Consider the following 827-nt stretch of genomic DNA (forward strand, 5'->3'; position numbering starts at 1 on the left):
CAGCTGCTGATCGGGAAGGACCCGCACCGGATCGAGGACACCTGGCAGTTCCTGTACCGGTCCTCGTACTGGCGCCGGGGCCCGGTGACGATGGCCGCGATCGCCGCGGTGGACATGGCGCTGTGGGACATCAAGGGCAAGCTGGCCGGGATGCCGGTCTACCAGCTCCTCGGCGGGGCGTCCCGGAACGGGCTGCGGGCCTACGGGCACGCGTCCGGCGCGGACCTGCCCTCGCTCTTCGATTCGGTCCGCGAGCACCTGGAGCTCGGCTACAAGTCGATCCGGATCCAGACCGCGGTCCCGGGGATCAAGGCCGTGTACGGGGTCGCGGCGCAGGCCCAGGCCTCGGGGGAGCGGTACGACTACGAACCGGCCGGGCGGGGCGCGTTCCCGCAGGAGGAGGACTGGGACACCCGGGCCTACCTSCGGCACCTGCCGACGGTGTTCGAGGCGGTCCGGAACGAGTTCGGCCCGGARATCCCGTTGCTGCATGACGGGCACCACCGGATGACCCCGATCCAGGCCGCGAAGCTGGGCAAGGCGCTGGAGCCCTATGACCTGTTCTGGCTGGAGGACTGCACCCCGGCCGAGAACCAGGAGGCGCTGCGCCTGGTCCGGGCGCACACCACCACCCCGCTGGCGATCGGGGAGATCTTCAACACYGTCTATGACTACCAGACCCTGATCAAGGAACAGCTGATCGACTACGTCCGGGCCGCCTCGACCCACTTCGGCGGGATCAGCCCGTTGAAGAAGGTGATGGACTTCGCCGCGCAGTACCAGGTCAAGTCCGGTTTCCACGGCCCCACCGACATCTCCCCGGTCGG

The 827-nt window shown here is 69.1% G+C and carries 1 protein-coding gene; it reads left to right on the top strand.

What is annotated here, in order from left to right:
* On the top strand, positions 1-827 hold an 827-nt coding region (locus AC1DKQ_RS22390), incomplete at both ends, for a D-galactonate dehydratase family protein (protein WP_476920280.1).

The sequence above is a fragment of the Arthrobacter sp. 05L421 genome, assembly GCF_056397785.1.